Origin of the sequence: Echinicola strongylocentroti (assembly GCF_003260975.1) — a bacterium.
Taxonomy (GTDB): Bacteria; Bacteroidota; Bacteroidia; order Cytophagales; family Cyclobacteriaceae; genus Echinicola; species Echinicola strongylocentroti.
In genome coordinates this window covers 4,208,810-4,224,470 of record NZ_CP030041.1, presented here as the reverse complement: position 1 = coordinate 4,224,470, position 15,661 = coordinate 4,208,810, and the positions used below count along the sequence as shown (strand labels likewise).

Genomic DNA, 15,661 nt, shown 5'->3' with positions numbered 1-15,661 from the left:
GCAGGTATTGGGCGTTAAGAAATTAAAAAGCGGGCAGGCAAGAAGGCAGGCTTGTTTGACGAAATACTAGTCAAAAAGAATGTTGGCTGCTAGAAAAGGAGGAGTTTGCCTGCATGAGGGAAGGTTTTAATTTTAGGCCAATAGATGCACAGCGGCGGGGTTTTTTGGTCACTTTTTTGACCTGCAGCAAAAAAGTGACAAAGGTAAAGAGATGAAAACCATTTTGGAATTTAGCAGAAAAACAATAGAACCAATATTTCCAGGTATATACTAACTAAACGGCATTAAACCCGGAATATGCATTTGCCTATCTATTGCGGACTTTGACGTCACCCGCGCCCAAAATTGTAGCACGTATGAAGCTAAATCCCATAGGAACGGCAGATTTCTTAAAGCGGTCTCACCAAGGGATTTCCTTAACTTTCGAAATCATATTATGTCATTGTTCCATTACGTGCAAAATCAAGGATAGTCATTCTCTTTTTATTGCCTTCGCCCTGTTTCCTCGACTTTATACTTTAAAAAATATTTTTCTTTTATACAGCCAAAAGCAGATATACCACATCGCCAATAATACCAGCAAACTGAGGACAAGCCCAGCTCCAAGCTCACCTGTCCATCCAAAGGTCGCATTGGAAAAGGGCAACAAAATCTTCCGAACCAAGTCAGCTCCTCCCACATGGGCAAAAAGGTAAATAAACAAAGGGTTCATCCCTACAATCGCAAAGACCCACACGCCTTTTTGATGCTTCCGGACATCTATCCACCAATAGCATATTGCCAAGGCAATCAAAGACCACCCCCCCGAAATGATAACAAAACTACTTGTCGCTATGCGTTTGATAATCGGTGTGAAAGTGCTTAAAGCATATCCTAGGAAAAGCGCCACGAGTCCTCCTACCAATAACAGCCTCCACTTTCGCTTGCCAGACAGTGGACCGATCAGTAATTTCCCTGCACATACGCCCCAAATGGTGTGCGCAGCAGTCGGAAGAGCATTGAACATGGCCCAGTGCCCCGAATCCTCTTCACCGGCAATCAAGACATTGAACCAGGCACCAAAATTCTCCCCAGCTTGGAACGCATGGTCAAAGCCCTCCACAGGAAAAAAACGATAAAGCAATTCGCTGACAAGCAAGAGCAACAATGAAAAGGCAATCTGAAAAGCCACCGTCTTGCGCATGACCAAGAAGGCCAAAAGATAGGTCACTGCCAACTGGGCAAGTACGTTTTGAAACTTAAACACGATCTCACCCGGATCTATGCAATAAAGCCCCCAGCCCAAGACAAGCAGGACAAAAGCCCTTTTGTAGGCATGCTGGCTGACCTCACTGTAATTGGCTCCTTTTTCCATCCGTTTGGCAAAAGACATCGGCATGGCCACCCCAACGATAAACATAAAAAACGGTTGGATCAAATCCCAAAAGTGCAGCCCTTCCCATTCCACATGATGAAACTGCTCCCCCAAAGCATAAACAAAAGTCCCTTCAAATTCAGGAGAGACCAAATAAGAAAAAAGATGGGAAAACTCGGCAATCAACAGGAACATGGTAATCCCCCTGTAGAAGTCAAGTGACAAAAGGCGCTGCTGTGAAGAAGGGTTCATTTTGGGCATATTAATTTAGTAACCCTTAATTTACAAACAATATGGACAATTCCTTTTTTAGTGATGACCCACGCAATCTTAAAAAGACGAGGCTATCTTACAAAACAAGACAGCCCCGCCCTGATATCCTCAATAAAGACCGAACTCAGCCAAATGTGAAAAGTACACATTTTCCCCACTACCATTGTCATGACCTTCTGTCACCGTCACTTTGATATAGCGGAAACTCTCCGTTGAAGTCCATTCCACCACATCTCTTGCTCCGTCCCCCACCTGGAAATTGCCTAGGCCAATCCAAGAGGAATTGTCGCTGCTGATTTCTACATTAATGGTTTTGACCCTACCATTGTACTTGTCCAATCGCTGGCTGAAAACCATCCCTTTTGCAGTTTCCACTTGATCCAAGTCTAGCACAAAGTAGTGTGGGTATAGTGGACTAGCCTGGTACCACTGGGAATGCCAAAAGGTGTCATCCTGACCATCAATAAGATGAGTACCTGCGCCAGTGTTGGTCCCTCCTCCTACCAACTCTTCCGAGGAGACATCGACTACTGACCAATTGTCTTTAGAGAGTTCTTTCACCTCTTTGAGATCTACATCGATAGCTGGTTTTCCTGCCATATAGGAGTAGGGATAGCTTAATTCAGTATGCTTCCCATTGGTATGCAGGAACCTTACTCGCAATTCAAAAGGATATTGTTTAAAATCCTGATCTATTCCTGCCAGCGGCATGGTCAATGATACACTGTCCCCCTCAATTATATTATTGGTAGCCCAAGTGATGGCATTATAATTCCCATCTCCCGAGCTGGTTTTCGGATCATTGTACGCGATCACGCCATTAAAAGGAATGTCGGATTCGGCACGTGCTTTCAAATATAGGTTCTGGTTATCAGCGTGGATACGCATGGATTTCAAGTTAAACCCCACCTCTCCCGTATAGTGTCCACTTCCGGTACTTTCATTGACCACTTGGTTATTGTTGAGGATCAAGGCATCTGCCAAAGTCAATTTCACCTGATCGGGTGTATCGTTAAATTCATGATTGCCCCAAGACATCATGGACGTCCAATTATCCGTTGCCTTATGTTTGTTATGGGGCAAATTCAGCCCATGCCCCAATTCATGAATCGTGCCCCCAATCCAAAGTTCGTCTCCCTGCCGGGAACCATCTTGCCAATAGCTCATGTCAAAATGAAGGTAGTCCAGCGCATAGCACCACTTACCAAGCCCATAGAAGGGCACCCCTCCTGCATCCCAGCCATTACCTCCAGTCCTACTGGGCATAAACACCAATGTGTGGTCACTCGCTTCCTCAGCTGGGTGGGCTTGGAAATATTGACGGATTTCTGCTCCTGCCGAACTGCCCCCGCCTTGATAAGGGTAATCATCCTGCCCTCCCTCTCCTCGAATCAGGATTACTTTTACATAAGAAGGGTCCACTTCACTCTTTAGCAATCCAAAAGTCTTCCCAGGAAAGCCCAATGCTGTCATCTCATCCTCAAACCAATCCTGCATGAACAACATGACACCAGATAGCCGCTCATGATAATTAGCCAACGGCTCAATGTCTGAGGGGACAAAATATACCACATTAAGATTATAATTGTAATCTGATTCATAGTTCCCCAGCTCCAACTCCTTTTCTATTTCCTCTTCCTCTACGGGGTTCACATTGTTTTCCAAGGTACAACCTTGATAAAAAAAGCCAGCCAGTATCAGGCAAAATGTTAGTTGATTTCGAATAGTCATTTTGGTTATGGTTATGGTTAAAACAATAATATCTGATCCTAATCAGTACAAGCCTATTTCTGCAGCATGCACGAAAAAGTCACTTTCAGTCCCATCGTGATACCCTTCGGTAATGGTCAATTTCATGAACCTAAAATTTTCAGAATTAACAAATTCCACCGCCCCTCCATCTAGAGGAAAGTGTATGGTTCCTAAAGAAGTCCATGTCACATTATCTGCACTAACTTCCACCGTTGCTGTTTTAGGCCTACCGTTATGCTTAGAGCGATTTTGCAGCAGGATGCCTTTGGCGGTCACCTCTTCTCCCAAATCCAAGGTAATATCATGTGGATAGCCGGGATTTCCTCCTGCCCATTGGCTGTGCCAAAAGGTGGCCGGGTTATCATCTATGGCATCTGCTGCCCGACCGTTATCAGCCCCTTCGCCCGCGGCCTCTTCTGAAGAAAACCCTAATACTGTCCACGCTGTTTTGTCCATTGGAATGATTTGGTTTGACAATGCCTCATCTACCCTTGAAGCCAATGCTGTAATATCGGCCATTGGTGGGTTCGATCTCGCCGAAGCAATACTCACGGCTTGTTCATCTGCATGGGTATATCCTCCAGAACTCATATAAAACCGCTGTGATGCCCCGTCCAAAAGCCCTCCTGCGTAATCGTCCCTACCTTCGGGCACTCCGTCAGTATGGGTCATGGTCGCACGGTTAAAGTTGATCCAACTTCCTCCTACTTCCTTTCCCCACATATTGTAATACTCTGCCATCCTTACCTTTTGACCGTTTCGATTGCCGAAATTTTCTAGAAATGAATAAAACCCGTCAAAATACCGTTGCTCTTGTGGGGCCTTCCAAGTGGCCATGTATTTCCACCCTTCGCTTTCCACATCCATAAACCAAGCAGACAACAGCACGGTGTTGTCATTGTTACGGCGGACATTCATGATGAATTTTATAGGAACGGCTGTTTCCCAGGGGTATTTCCAGTAAGACTGCCCTCCTGTTCCCTCGTTGCCAAACCCACCTGCGTGTACCTGGTCACCTTTATCGATCAGGGTCACCAAATCCTCTGGATCCACCTCATCACGATCATCTGGAACATCGGAACTGTCCCAAACCGAAAAAAGCACTCTTCTCTCGGTAGAACTATTGACCTGGATACCAAGATATCCCCTATAAAACCCAATGCACATATAAAAAGTATACATAGGATCGTATCCTTGGGGCACGTTGATTTCTCCATATAGCCAATCATAATCTCTGGTAACTTGGTCCCCAGGCTTAAAGCTCAAGTGCACGGAAGGAGAAGAAAGCCAATGGGCATACCTTGCAGAGCCACTTTCGGTTTTAAAAACGAAATCCGCTACTTCTGCCACTTCGGATCCCGTGGCAGAAACTGGAGAAAGCTCCAACCTGAAAAAACCAGTTTGATCAACTTGAATCGTATCAAACAGTACTTCCTCAAAATTCCCCGTACCTGTAAATGTGGCCGTAGACACCCATTCAACGGCTTCATCATTTGGAGAAGAAATGGTCAACTTAAAATCTGTTGCTGCACCATTCTCCACCTTAGCCAAAAGCCCCGTAATGTATTGGCCTGGCTCCAGTTCATAATACCCCACCAGATCATGGTCGATGGATTGCCAACCTGTCACCACCTCGTGATCCGCATCTGGATTGTAAAGCATGGCAGGGGATTGTTCATCCCAAGGCTCTATATAGGACTTATTTGCCGGAATGACGATGTCTTTATAGACCACATCAGTAGCCGTGGTATCATTATTCTCTACAATTGGATCTGTGATTTCTGTCGCACAGGACACGCATACAGCCAAAATCACCTGCGATAAAATCATAATATATCGTTGTCTCATTGTTTTTTTTGGGGTTATACCCGTGTTTATGCATGTCTACGGGGATTTCAAGTCCCCATTATCTCGGTTCGGGATTAGAAATCCTGAACCGCTAAACTGTGGCAGTTGGTGTGCCGATATCTGCTTAATCGAAAACAGCAGCGAGGCGACTGATTTTGTCCATCGCGGCGGATCAAACCGCAATACCTGTGCGCCGTGGCGTAGATAGGCCAATGCATAAACCGGGTTTAAAACACTTATTGTCCATAAATATTTACCTCCGCCAAAAAGGTAAAGAAATTGGTTCCTTCGAGAGGAGTTACTTTTAAATACCTAATAGAGGGGTTGGCAGAAAGCCTGAATTTTTGTTCCTCATTGATCTGCTCAAAATCAAATTCGCCAAAATCCATCCAGTTTTCATTATCCACACTACCTGAAAAACCCACTTTGGTCATCCCCCTGGTGTCATTTTGTCTATTGACAAGTCCCACCCGACTGATGATTTTTTGTTCTTTTAGGTCGATTACAAAATAATGGGGGTAATCTGGCTGGGACCAAGACCAAGGCGAGTGCCAGATGGTACTGACATCATCGTCATATAAGTTATACTTTTGACCTTCCTCTTCTTCAGCGGAGATCTCGACTACCTCCCATTCACTCTTATCAAAGGCGGATTCCGCAAATGGTGCTAGCAAAACAGTCTGTACTGCTGATTGTGCACCCACGGGATTGCTCACATGAATTTCGTAGTGCTGTTCTTCGAGTGCGGCATCAGAAATCTCTCCAATCCCCTCAGGATCACTGGAATTGAAAACGGCCACTTTAGACTGCCCATTCACGTCCATGTAGGTCACATTCACGGCTACTTCGCGCTCAGTGGCATTTTCCCAAAGCACTTGTATACTGCCAAAGTCCGGCTCTAACTTCACCGTCTCAGCGACAAAAAGATGTGGCGGTTTATTTGGAGTCACTGTCACCGACTGTGCAGCCGACAGATTGCCTTCCTTATCACCCACCATGACATCAAACGTATAGGAACGCTCTTCAAGCCCTGCTATTATAGCTGTTTCGGCATGCCTACTGAATTTTTGGTGCAACTCCTCACCTCCGGCATTTTGATAATTTACCTGCACAAATTCAGCCGCAGGATCTTCCGGAAACACCCAAGTAAACACCACCTCACCGTAACCTGCCTCCGTCTCAATACTCGACGGGCCTGTAGGAAGGCTGATGTCTTCGTCACTGACACATCCTGTGACCAATGACCATGTAAAACATAGGGCAGAAATATATAATGTTATTTTTTTCATGTCAGTATTTTTTACCATCCGGGATTTTGAACTAGGTTTTGGTTGATCTCCAACTCGGAAATCCTAATGGGGAACAGGTAGTAAGAAGGAGTGTTGAAAATCCTGTTTTCTGCATTGACCACCTTATAGAAATCTTCAGGAGCATTGGCAGTGATTTCCAATCCTCTGGCCACTGTATTGAAGTTTTCATCTCCTTCTTTCCACCTTCTGACATCCCAAGTACGATGACCTTCAAAAGCCAACTCGATATTTCTTTCCTGCTTGATGATCTCTCTCATCTCCTGTTTGGAGAAGGAGGTCTTACCCACACGTGACCAAGCCTCCTGAATAGTCGGCACTCCGGCTCTTTGTCGGATCTCATCCAGGTACTCGATCACCTCGGTATGTCTGGCTGCGCCATAATATTCGTTCAAGGCTTCGGCGTAGCTGAGATACAACTCTCCGAGCCTTACCAATGGCCAAGGATAGTTGATGACTTGATTTTGACTGGTGGTAATGATGGACTCAGGGTGGACTCCTTTCTGGACTAAATATCCGGTAGGGGAATAATTGTTTTGGCCACTGGACCACCCATGCTCTTCCCCTTCACGCATATGCATGACCACTTCGGTACTGTTGGCCAAAAACACTCCCCGATCATAGGCAATGGAAGCATAGAACCTCGGCTCCCTGTCTCTATGCAGCAGAATAGTACTGTCCGCTAGATCGTACCTATCGGTGTAGTCAAATTCAGGATCTACGTCAATTGGCAGTCCATTTTTGGTATAATACCGCTCCACCATGGATATGGAAGGTGCCTGCCCGTTATATGCGGCGCCTGCCACCCTTGGCATGCTGTGCCTTTGCCAGCCATAATAAGGCTCTGGACGGCTGTAGCCCCACACCACTTCCTCATTCCACGGCTGCACCATCGAATACCGATAGTTCAACTTCCCTTGCTCGCTTGGCGCTCCATCCACTAGTTCATGTTCATATAGCTGCTTGCCCAACGCCTCCGCTTGGTCTATTGCCTTTTTGGTTTCCTCCAAAGCCAAAAGCCACTTTTCTTCAGCGTATCCTGTGTTCATCAAAGGAGTCCCATCCTTGTTGGTGAAATCCTGATAAAATTCTGCATTACCATTGAACAGCGGACTGGCTGCATAAAGGTACATGCGGGATTTTATGGACTGGGCGATCACTTTGGTTACCCGTCCCAGTTCACTTGCCGAAGCCACACTACTGGGGAGCAAGGAGATCGCCTCATCAAATTTCCCAGCTATAAAAGAGACGCACTCATCATAAGGCTCCCTTGCTGCAAAATATTCTTCTTCTGGCGCATCAAAAGCGACCTCTCCCCTCATCAATACAATCGGCCCGTACTGACGAAGAAGATTGAAGTGATAATAGGCAATAAGAAAAGTCGCCTCTCCTTTCATCCGCGTCACTTCTGCCTCCGAAAAACCAGGTGTACCGTCAATATTGTCCAAGAAAATATAACATTGCCTGATCCCATCATACATGTCTATGTCGCCACTGGGAGTCCAGTAGTCAAAAAACGGATCGGTAGCATTTAACTCTCCCCGCATCATTCGCTTGGCATAATAGTGGGACCTGTCCCAAGGCGTCACCAGCTCATCCGTACCCCAAAGTGCGATGGCACTGAACATGTCATTCTCAGCTGGCATAAATCCGTACAGGGAGTACAGAAAATTCATGGCCTCATTGGGGCGTTTAAAGGCATCTTCGACGGTACTGACATCATCCGGCACAATGTCCAAATAATCACATGCCCCCATAGAAAGCGCTCCTGACAACAGCAGGCCTACAGACAGTTTATTTATTATATTCTTAATTTGCATCTTTTCTCAATTTTTAAAGGTTAATCTGAACACCAATATTGATCACCCGTTGTGGCGGATAGCCCAGTCCATTTCCTCCACCCTGCTCTGGATCCCATAACTTGAATTTGCTAAATGTCATCAAGTTGACTCCATTGGAGTAGAACCGTACTTTGGGGCTGTACTGATAGCCGATCTCTGCATGTTTCAGGCGGACAAATGCCCCGCTCCGAAGCCACCAAGAAGAGTTCTGGGTATTGTTTGGATTGTCAAATTCTGACAGCCGAGGGTAAAAGGCATTGAATTTTTGGTTTTCGGCTGTCCAATAGTCATCCGCTATGGCCTTCAGCACATTGCGTTCATTTTGGGCAAAAGGCTGGATGTCATTGATAAAGAAAGATGTATTGGCCACTCCCTGCATCAAAATGCCTACATCAAATTTCTTGTAGATGACATTGACACCAAAACCATAGGTAATTTCAGGCACAGTGGGATGTCCCATCGGCACCTTATCGTTGGCATCGATCTGGGACAGTTCATCGTACGCTTGGGAGACATCTGTATACTTAATATCCCCAGGGTAATACTGCCCGCTAAACGTCTGTGTGGAATGAGCGTCTATTTCCGCCTGATCGATAAAGAGGCGCTCTGCTTGAAGCCCCCATAGCTGGTTGATCGGCCTGCCTATCCCGCTCAAGTAAGGATATAACCTATTGGGTTCATCGCGTTCGAGTACCTTATTCCTAGCAAAGGTGAACGTACCCCGGGTGGAAACGAGCAGGTCATTCCCAAATGACTGTGTATAGGCCAAGGTCAAGTCCACGCCTTTGTTCTCTACTTTCCCTAGATTAGCATACGGCTTGGCATCCCCCACACCGATGGTGCCCGGCACGGTGTTCCGCTGCATAAAGATCCCACTCCTCGTTTCCTTGAACACATCTACGTTAAGCATCATTTTACCAAAAAGCTCTACATCCATTCCGAGGTTCAGCTTTTGGCCTTCTTCCCAAGTGATGTTAGGATTCGCATAGCGATTGATCATCACCCCACTTCTACTGTTATTAAAATTCTGCCCAAAGGTGTAACCATTATCTGCACCCAAGTTGACATTACTTAGATATGGAAATCTCTCATCACCGATCCGATCATTTCCTGACACCCCAAAGGATCCTCTCAGTTTCAGAAGGCTAAAGATATTGGTAAGTCCATAGAAAAAATCTTCATTACTGATCACATAGCCCAATGCCACACTGGGAAAAAACCCAAACCTTTTGCCCTCTATAAAGTTTTCGGAGCCATTGTACCCAAAATTGGCCTCTACTAAATAGCGCTCGTCATAGGCATAGGTCACTCTGCCAGAAACCCCTTGGTTTCTACTTGGCAATGAAGCTGTCAGGTTACCTCCGACTATGTTGGTATTATACTGCCGCTGAAGGTAAACCAAAAGGCCACCTACATCATGCTTACCAAAAGACCTGTTATAATTTAAGGATGTCTGAAAATACAATGAACGATCACCATTATTTGCCCCTTCCTGGCTCAAGGCCTCTTGTCCTCCTTGCCCGATCAGCCCAAGATTATAATTGTACTGCCCTGTGGCTTCATCATACTCGTAAGAGGTCATTTCGTAAAAATAAGGTTCAAAAGAACGGGTAATCTCTGAAGATGACCAGTTTTTAAAAGAGGCCATTCCCGAAAATGTAAGTCCTTCGGTAATCGCTTTTAAATCTTGTCTGATCCTTACTGTGGACATCAAAGTGGAATTGTTCCGCTCCTTATAGCCCTTCACCATGTCCGCATAGGGATTATAAAAGGCATTGTTGACAAAACCTCCCGTTTTGTTACCAAACCAGATATAGCCTGTTTCCTCTTGCGCAGGATAAGTCACAGGAAAACGCACCGGATTGGAATTCATCACATTGTTAAATATCCCCGAAGCATCTACCGCAGGCCCATTATAATCAATAATATCTGCATTGATATTCAGTTCCAGTTCAGTAGTAGGGGAAACGTTTACCGTGATATTATTGACAAAATTATAGCGGTTCTGATCTATGTTGTTATTAAAATCATTGACATCAGTTTTTTGCAATATCCCTTGGTCCTTATAATAGGACACCGCCATGTAATATTTGGCCATTTTACCGCCTCCACGGACATTTACATTGGCATATTGGCGAGTAGAGAAGTCCTTAAAAAGCTCATCCATCCAGTTTACATTGGGAAAAACGTAGGGGTCGAGGCCCTGTCTGGTGCCTTCGATCTTGTCTTCGGTAAACTTCGGAGGCTGAAAAGGGTTCTGGTTTTTACGTGCTGTGTTGTACATTTCCATGAAGGTCACCGCATCAGCAAATTCCGGCAGCTGGGTAGGCCCCATAAATGAATTTTCCATCATGATATTCACTTGGGGTTTATCCATGATTTCGCCACGCTTGGTTTCGATCAATATCACGCCATTAGCCCCTCTGGCACCGTATATGGCCGTCGCAGAAGCGTCTTTCAGAATAGAAAAATTCTCGATATTCATGGGATCTATGCTGTTCATGTCACTGATGGAAATTTCGATTCCGTCCATAAACACCAAGGGGTTGGTATTGCCAAAAGTGGCCAATCCCCTGATCCAAAATTGCGCCGCATCACGACCTGGCTCACCCGAACGCTGTACGGCCACCACTCCTGAAAGTCGGCCAGCAAATGACTGGGAGAGATTGGAGGTAGGAATCTTCAGCTCCTTGGGTTCGATAGTGGTCACGGATCCGACTACTGAGACCTTTTTTTGTTCTCCAAAGCCTACCACAACCACCTCATCGAGTGCTTTCTGATCTTCTTCCAACACCACCTCATACACGCTGGAGGCTCCTATTTTGATTTCCTTGGCCTGATAGCCAACGAAAGACAATTTTATCACGGGATTAGTGGTCGTGAGCTTCATGCTGAACTCACCATTAATGTCAGTGGCGGTACCATTGGTAGTCCCCACTTCTATGATGTTCACGCCAGGAATAGTAATTCCGGACGGGTCTTTTACCACTCCTTTGATCGTTCTCTCCGAAAGATTCTCCGAGGGGGAACCCAAAGCCACTACATTAATGATCTTATTGATCCGTTTAAATTCCAAGTGGCCTTCCTTACCAAGGTAACTTAACACACTTTCGAGTGGAGCATTGATAAACTGTTTACTGATCCTAAGCGTGGGATCAAGGTCGGTCGCATCGTACGAAAATTTGAAATCAGTTTTTGATTCGATGACACCGAAGGCTTCAGCAAGGCTATTTTGATCAAAGTACAAATTGACAAATAGGTCCTTTTCCTGATTAGTTGGCCTGTCGTTTGTAGCTTCGGCCATGAGCAATCCCATTCCCAAAAATTGAAAGGCAAGCCATAGAGCTGTACTTTTCAATACCAAATGGGGATTTGGTACATTTAATTTCATACTTTTGTAAAGTTTTTAATGAATAATCCACTTTGTTAAAAATTTCCGGCTGTTCGCCGGCCCTGAAAGGAGTAATGGCGGTTACTCCTTTCTTCTTTTGCTGTAGTTTTTCTGCATAGGTGTTTTAGTTTAGGTAGACTTGATTATTTTTTTTTATGCTGTAGTTAAATCCTTTGACAAAGCCAATGCTCGCCAACACGTCTTCAAGACGTTCTCCTTCAAAACTTCCGGTATAATTCCAGTCCTTTCGAAACTTACTATCATCACTGGTATGTATTTCCACTCCATACCACAGTTCTATTTTCTGAAAGACCTCCCTGCTGGAGGCATTTTTGAAGAGCAGAATATCCCTTTGCCAAGCAGTGACCTCATCAGGGTTAAAAGCCTCTTTCACAAAGGACACTTCCTCACCTAAATCCGCTACCACCTGCTCTCCTGGTAAAAGTGACGTAGCCACTTTCACTCCTTCGCTATCCGAAATATCCACGCCCACTTTCCCTGTTAACAATGAAATAGCAACATCCTCTAAGCCCTCTCGGATATTAAATGATGTACCTAATGCCGTAGTAACTGTCTTGCCAGTGACCACACGAAATGGCCTTTTTATATCTTTTGCTACTTCAAAAAAAGCTTCTCCTTCTAGGTGCACGATCCTTGCGGTATCACTGAAAAATTCCCGGTACCCAATCTTCCCTCCTGCATTTAGCATTACCTTCGAGCCATCACTCAAAATAGCGGTCAGCTTTTGTCCTTTGGCCGTTTCCTTGGTCAAGTACTTTCCTGACTTGGTCCCCAAGCCGAAGTGCAGCCCTCCCTGCCACCATGCTATCCCTACCAGGGACAATATCGCTATGCTGACCGCTGCCAGCCATAGGAAATGCTTGCTTCGTTCGGTTTGGGGATGCTTGGTGTTTATTGGGACGATATTGTCCTCGCGGTTTTCTTTACTGATCCTGCTTTGGACCTTATTAAAGAGCTTGTCCTTACGGAGCTCCCCGACCTCTTCTCCACCAAACTTAATGGCCAATAACTGTTTTTTTGCTTCTGCTGCTAAGGGAACTAAGTGCGGGTGTTGTTCCAAAATATTAGTCCAATCCTCCTCTACTGACAGGCCTCTCGCCCAATCGATAAAGGACTCATCTGTCAAAAAGTCCTGGATTTTGTAATCCGAGTAATGGTTATTTGTTTTTTTCAAAGCGTAAAAGAATATTAATACAACCTAATAATCCCCAGATACTAGTAATTACTCCCTGAAAAAGGGAAAAAATATCTTCTTTTTAGGCCTGTACCATTTACCGCCCTCATTCTCAAAACATAACCATTTGATTTTCAAAACAATATGAGCAAATCAATAATTAACCTGAATTTTTATCTTAATTGGATTATCTGATTACACGCTCTCTTGCCTGTAGGTTTTATTTCTCACGGAACGCACAGAACACCCAGAATGAAACAACGCTTTTCTGAGATTTCAGTGGTTTCTGTGAGGACCTATTTACTATTGCTGTGATTACTGGTATCATTGCGGATATACATAGTTGATTAACAACTAGTTTAGCGTCATATCATATCCGAAAGAATAATTCCAGCAAGTAGTCTTGAGTAAAAAACTCAATCAGGCTATTTGGAGATTGGGGCATCCGCCGCGATGGTGAGCCTGCCTTGCCGCCCATAGCCCTCAGGCTAATACATATCCATCTAACTTCGTAAAGCTTTTATATCGTGGAATTTGGTGTGGCTAAAGCGAGCTGTTGAACTAGACTTTCAGTCTAAGGGAGGGGAATGCTTATGGACACTTTCCCTATTGTGCCCTCTGTGGTTGTCAAATAAGTTGGCTACTTTATGCTACTTCCTCAAAGTCTTAGAATTCGGGTTTAAGGAAAATAAAAAAAACGACCTTTTCAGGTCGTTTTTGACACTTCACACTTCAACTAAAATTATTTTTTCAGCTCTTTCCTCATGACCATCATTGCCTTGGAAAGGGCATTGTACACAGCCTTGCGGTCTAGGGCCATCACCTCTTTTATTTCGTCTATGGACAGTTCATTGTAAAACTTCAGGTAAACCACTTCCCGCTGCCTGGAACTCAGTTTTACCATGGCCCTATTGAGCAGTTCTATTTGGCTCCTCCTCGATTCCTCTCTAATGATATCCACCTCCAAGGAAGCTTCAAAATTCACTCCGGCTCCAGGAAATAGTACTCCGAACAGTGAATTGCTCTTGGATCTTTTTTTCAAGAATTTCAATAACTCTTTCCGAAAAGCCGCCATCACATAATAGCGGACATTATCCGTCACCTTTAGCAAGGAACGTTTTTGCCAAATCCTGCAAAACACTTCTTGGACACAGTCATCAATCACCGCCTGGTCATCCGTAAAGCTGTTTCCATATCGGATGATAAAATCCACATGGTCGCGATAGATCTGTTCAAAAGCTTCCGAATCCCCTGCCTTCATATCCAACCAAAGCTGGGTATCACCTTTTTCGGAATATGAAAGACTTAATGAAGTCATCGGAAAGGGGATTAAAGGGTTAGTGGTGTTAATATCATTCAAAACGTAAATCAAACCACCCCAAATAAAAGATCGTAATCTTAAACAGGATGCATTTGAAACATTGAATAATAGATTTGAAGGTAAATGAAATTTTTATAAAAATCAAAATTTCAAATAATAAAGAAATAAAATAATTACATACTCTATTCAAAAGGATTCGACAAATAAATAGGGCTTTCACCCTATTTTACATAAAAAAAGCCAGAGGAATCCTCTGGCTTTTTTTACTTATTTAACGTATTTTATGTTATTTCAATGCTATATACTGCATAAACTCTTTTCTCGTGGTATCATCTTTATCAAACTTCCCGCTATAAAAAGAGGTCACTGTCTTACTGTTTACATCCTGTACTCCGCGGGAGGATACGCACATATGATGGGCGTCAATGACCACAGCCACATCCTCAGTACCAAGGATTTCTTTCAGCTCATTTCCTATCTGCATGGTGAGCCTCTCCTGAACCTGCGGTCTTTTAGCAAAATACTGGACGATACGGTTGATCTTGGACAGTCCGATCACATTGCCATTGGAAATATAGGCGACATGGGCTTTTCCATAAATAGGCACAAAATGATGCTCACAATGCGAAAAGAAGGTAATGTCCTTTTCTACAAGCATCTCACTGTACTTATACTTATTCTCAAAAAGCTTCACTTCAGGCTTGTTCTTTGGGTCCAGCCCACTAAACACTTCCTGTACAAACATCTTCGCTACACGACGTGGAGTTCCGCTCAGGCTATCATCGGTCAAGTCCAGCCCCAGCACATGCATGATATCTTTGAAGTGCTTTTCGATCAGCTCCATTTTGAGCTCATCATCCATTTCAAAGGCATCTTCTCGCAATGGGGTCTCATGGGAAGTTCCGATATGCTCGTCTCCCATTTCATCAATTGAACTATCTATTTTAATCCCCGTCGTATTCAACATAATTCCTTTCTGTTTCATATAATCGAACCGTTAGATCGTATTTTTCTTCAATTTCGTTCCTTAAAATATTCCAAATAACCACAGCAATGTTTTCTGCAGTTGGGTTGAGTTGTTTGAATTCATCTGTATCCAGGTTTAAATTTTTATGGTCAAACTTCTTTATTACTTTATTTTTAATCAAATCGCTGAGCACCTTCATGTCGTATACATATCCTGTCTCTGGATCTATCGGCCCACTAGCTTGACATGAAGGTCGTAATTGTGGCCGTGGTAACTAGGGTTATTGCATTTCCCAAACACTTGATCGTTCTTCTCATCGGTCCAGCTTGGATTATGTAATCGATGTGCCGCATTAAAATGCTCCTTGCGATAAACCGCTACTCTCATGCTTATGTTTTTATTTACGGTGTTT

The 15,661-nt window shown here is 44.3% G+C and carries 9 protein-coding genes and 1 pseudogene; all 10 read right to left on the bottom strand.

The genetic code is table 11. The features are described 5' to 3' along the window. Window positions 1–511 precede the first annotated feature (511 nt). The 10 genes and pseudogenes from DN752_RS16400 to DN752_RS16355 all read right to left on the bottom strand — a co-directional run bounded on the left by DN752_RS16400 (window position 512) and on the right by DN752_RS16355 (window position 15,636). A complete protein-coding gene (locus DN752_RS16400) occupies window positions 512–1,606 on the bottom strand; it encodes an acyltransferase family protein (RefSeq protein WP_211324062.1) in 1,095 nt (364 codons plus the stop codon). A 129-nt stretch (window positions 1,607–1,735) separates the two neighbouring features. Beyond that, entirely contained in the window at window positions 1,736–3,358 is a 1,623-nt protein-coding gene (locus DN752_RS16395; RefSeq protein ID WP_112784952.1) for a discoidin domain-containing protein, read from the bottom strand. A 42-nt stretch (window positions 3,359–3,400) separates the two neighbouring features. After that, window positions 3,401–5,227: a DUF3472 domain-containing protein gene (locus DN752_RS16390; protein WP_112784951.1), complete on the bottom strand. Its 1,827-nt coding sequence runs from the start codon at window positions 5,225–5,227 to the stop codon at window positions 3,401–3,403. 236 nt (window positions 5,228–5,463) lie between these two features. Beyond that, window positions 5,464–6,516 carry a DUF5126 domain-containing protein gene (locus DN752_RS16385; RefSeq protein WP_162633235.1) on the bottom strand — a complete coding sequence of 351 codons (1,053 nt, stop codon included), beginning with the start codon at window positions 6,514–6,516 and terminating at the stop codon, window positions 5,464–5,466. An 11-nt stretch (window positions 6,517–6,527) separates the two neighbouring features. Continuing rightward, the gene (locus DN752_RS16380; RefSeq protein ID WP_112784949.1) at window positions 6,528–8,354 is read right to left on the bottom strand and encodes a RagB/SusD family nutrient uptake outer membrane protein; all 1,827 of its coding nucleotides are present in this window, start codon (window positions 8,352–8,354) and stop codon (window positions 6,528–6,530) included. 13 nt (window positions 8,355–8,367) lie between these two features. Then, window positions 8,368–11,766 (bottom strand): SusC/RagA family TonB-linked outer membrane protein, encoded by a 3,399-nt coding sequence (locus DN752_RS16375; protein WP_112784948.1) that lies wholly within the window; start codon window positions 11,764–11,766, stop codon window positions 8,368–8,370. 124 nt (window positions 11,767–11,890) lie between these two features. After that, a complete protein-coding gene (locus DN752_RS16370; RefSeq protein WP_112784947.1) occupies window positions 11,891–12,961 on the bottom strand; it encodes a FecR family protein in 1,071 nt (356 codons plus the stop codon). A gap of 742 nt (window positions 12,962–13,703) precedes the next feature. Next, window positions 13,704–14,279, bottom strand: coding sequence for an RNA polymerase sigma factor (locus DN752_RS16365; protein ID WP_112784946.1), 576 nt, complete (start codon window positions 14,277–14,279; stop codon window positions 13,704–13,706). A gap of 289 nt (window positions 14,280–14,568) precedes the next feature. After that, on the bottom strand, window positions 14,569–15,267 hold the full coding sequence (gene folE, locus DN752_RS16360) for a GTP cyclohydrolase I FolE (protein ID WP_112784945.1): 699 nt from the start codon (window positions 15,265–15,267) through the stop codon (window positions 14,569–14,571). Continuing rightward, a pseudogene (locus DN752_RS16355) lies at window positions 15,227–15,636 on the bottom strand (6-pyruvoyl trahydropterin synthase family protein). Before DN752_RS16355 ends, folE begins: the two are co-directional and overlap by 41 nt. Window positions 15,637–15,661 lie beyond the last annotated feature (25 nt).